The sequence below is a fragment of the Streptococcus oralis genome, assembly GCF_001579175.1.
GTDB classification, from domain to species: domain Bacteria; phylum Bacillota; class Bacilli; order Lactobacillales; family Streptococcaceae; genus Streptococcus; species Streptococcus oralis_O.
In genome coordinates, this window is the sequence record NZ_KQ970760.1 from 350,985 (window position 1) to 353,950 (window position 2,966).

At 36.9% G+C, this 2,966-nt stretch carries 3 protein-coding genes; all 3 read left to right on the forward strand.

Annotated features, from left to right (window positions below; translation table 11 throughout):
* Positions 1–129 precede the first annotated feature (129 nt).
* Entirely contained in the window at positions 130–1,011 is an 882-nt protein-coding gene (locus tag SORDD24_RS06045; RefSeq protein WP_001018999.1) for a class II fructose-bisphosphate aldolase, read from the forward strand.
* 129 nt (positions 1,012–1,140) lie between these two features.
* Positions 1,141–2,073, forward strand: a complete 933-nt coding sequence (locus tag SORDD24_RS06050) for an alpha/beta hydrolase (protein WP_061408640.1) — start codon at positions 1,141–1,143, stop codon at positions 2,071–2,073.
* Between the two features lie 57 nt (positions 2,074–2,130).
* Positions 2,131–2,676: a histidine phosphatase family protein gene (locus SORDD24_RS06055; protein WP_061408643.1), complete on the forward strand. Its 546-nt coding sequence runs from the start codon at positions 2,131–2,133 to the stop codon at positions 2,674–2,676.
* The last annotated feature ends 290 nt before the right edge of the window (positions 2,677–2,966 follow it).

The following is a 2,966-nucleotide window of genomic DNA, read 5'->3' on the forward strand; positions in this document are numbered from 1 at the left end:
GGGTTTACATTGATTGAGTTGGAAGAAATTCAATCTAAAGTATGGGAAAAACTAGCTTTTTTTGTCAAAAAGTGATAAAATGAACAATGTAAATGGGATGTCCCAAAAAATATATAGGAGGCCTGACAAATGGCAATCGTTTCAGCAGAAAAATTTGTCCAAGCAGCTCGTGACAACGGTTATGCAGTTGGTGGATTTAACACAAACAACCTTGAGTGGACTCAAGCTATCTTGCGTGCAGCAGAAGCTAAAAAAGCTCCAGTTTTGATCCAAACTTCAATGGGTGCTGCTAAATACATGGGTGGTTACAAAGTTGCTCGCAACTTGATCGCTAACCTTGTTGAGTCAATGGGTATCACTGTACCAGTAGCTATCCACCTTGACCACGGTCACTACGAAGATGCACTTGAGTGTATCGAAGTTGGTTACACTTCAATCATGTTTGACGGTTCACACCTTCCAGTTGAAGAAAACCTTAAATTGGCTAAAGAAGTTGTTGAAAAAGCACACGCTAAAGGTATCTCAGTAGAAGCTGAAGTTGGTACTATTGGTGGTGAAGAAGACGGTATCATCGGTAAAGGTGAATTGGCTCCAATCGAAGACGCTAAAGCAATGGTTGCAACTGGTATCGACTTCTTGGCAGCTGGTATCGGTAACATCCACGGTCCTTACCCAGCAAACTGGGAAGGTCTTGACCTTGACCACTTGCAAAAATTGACAGAAGCTCTTCCAGGCTTCCCAATCGTATTGCACGGTGGATCAGGTATTCCTGATGAGCAAATCCAAGCAGCTATCAAACTTGGTGTTGCGAAAGTTAACGTTAACACTGAATGCCAAATCGCATTCGCTAACGCAACTCGTAAATTTGCTCGTGACTACGAAGCAAACGAAGCAGAATACGACAAGAAGAAACTCTTCGACCCACGTAAATTCTTGGCTGACGGTGTCAAAGCTATCCAAGCATCAGTTGAAGAACGTATCGACGTATTCGGTTCAGAAGGTAAAGCTTAATCGAGCTGAACAATACATACAGAACCTGCCCATTGGGTGGGTTTTTTGGTTTGTGAATATATAGCCAATATACTGTAGAAGAACCAATCTTAAGTTGCTAAAAGATTCTAATTTTTGTACAATAATGCTATGAAAAAACTGAAAAAATGGTGTTTTGGCTTCATTAGTTTGCTTCTTTTGTTTTTACTCGCTACATTCATCTTTCACCGTATCTGTTTGGAAAAGGAAAAAGCCTCACTGACACCTATGGGGCAACAAGTTCTCGTCAATGGACATCAAATAAATATTTACTTTGAAGGAGATGGTCCTGAAACTATAGTAGTTCTCTCAGGTGCTGGTATTGCTTCTCCTATATTGGATTTTAAAGAAGTATCGGAATCCTTATCGAAACAGTATAAGGTAGTTATCGTGGAGCGAGCGGGATATGGTTATAGTGATGATAGCAATCATTCAAGAGATGTGATGGAGGTTTTGTCTGAGACTCGCCAAGCTCTTTCGCAAGCAAATATCACAGGGCCGTTTATCATTCTGTCTCATTCCATGTCTAGTCTAGAGAGTTTGGCTTGGCAGGAGAAGTATCCTGATGAAGTGAAAGCCTTGATTGGTCTGGATTGGGCACTGCCATCAAGTTATGAGGATTTAAAGGATAATCAGGCCTTGCTTACGTTGGCCTATTGGAGCAGTAAGATTGGTTTATTACGTTATTTCCCTGAGTCCTTTTATATCAAAAATCAAACTCTGATCGAGAGTGAACGAAAACAATATAAACTTCTAGCTTATAAGCAGTTGATGTCACAAGCCATGCTTCATGAATCCCAAACGGTAAAGGAAAATGCCAAGAAAGTTCCCTCAAACATTAATCCGAAAATTCCCACCTTACTACTGGTGTCTAACGGTCAAGGCACTAGCTTTAGCCAATTTGAGTGGCAACGTTATGCAGAGAAATTTGCAAGCGACCAGTCTAATGTTCAAGTTATCTATATGGATGCACCACACGATCTCTATCATTATCAAAGTAATGAAATAGTTTCGCAGATTGAAGATTTTTTAAAGAGTAATTGATGGTTTAGAGATTTTTTAAATTTTAGACTGATGACAATAATTGAAAGGTAATGATTTATGAATAATTCTTATATTTTACTTAGACATGCTCATTCAAAATTTTCAAGTGATGATTTTAATAGAACTTTGTCAGAAAAAGGATTTTCATCTCTTGATCAGTTAGAGTTTTTGAATTCTTTTAATATTGATCATTATTTTTCTAGTCCTTATAAACGAGCATTTGAAACGATTAATAGCTCGCCAATTCAATTTGATAAAATAGTTCTTGATAATCGGTTACGAGAGCGAAAATTATCTTCAACCTTTATAAAAGATTCTGAGTTTGAAGACAGTATTAAATATTTATGGCAAAATCCCAGTGAATCTCTTTCAGAAGGGGAATCAAATCAAGATGCACTAGCTAGAGTACTAAATTTCTTAATGGAATTGGAAGAGAGATACTCAGAAAAAACGATTTTACTTAGTTCACACGGGAATTTGATAGGAATACTACTACATCACTTTGATTCCAGTTTTGATTATGAAAAATGGGAGCAGATGACCTTTCCAGATTGTTTTCTAATTGATAGAAATGGGATTGTGAAAAGAATTATGAAAGATTAGTTCTTTGATTAAATAGTGAATCATATAGGTCAAAATAGTTTGCTTTTTATAATTCGTAGCCTGCCCCTAAGGGTAGGTTTTTTGGTGTTTTAAGGAAACTACTAAACCAGAATTTTTGTTTCAAAAGCATTATTTTAAGAGAAAAATCTCTAATTTCACAACCTATAGGCAAACGCTTGCATTCCATTTTTTATTGGACTATAATAGGTTGGTATAAAGCCTTCTGTAAGAATAACAATTAGAAAGTTTAGAAAGTAAGGATTTAGAATATTTGTAGTCAAAAATACAAT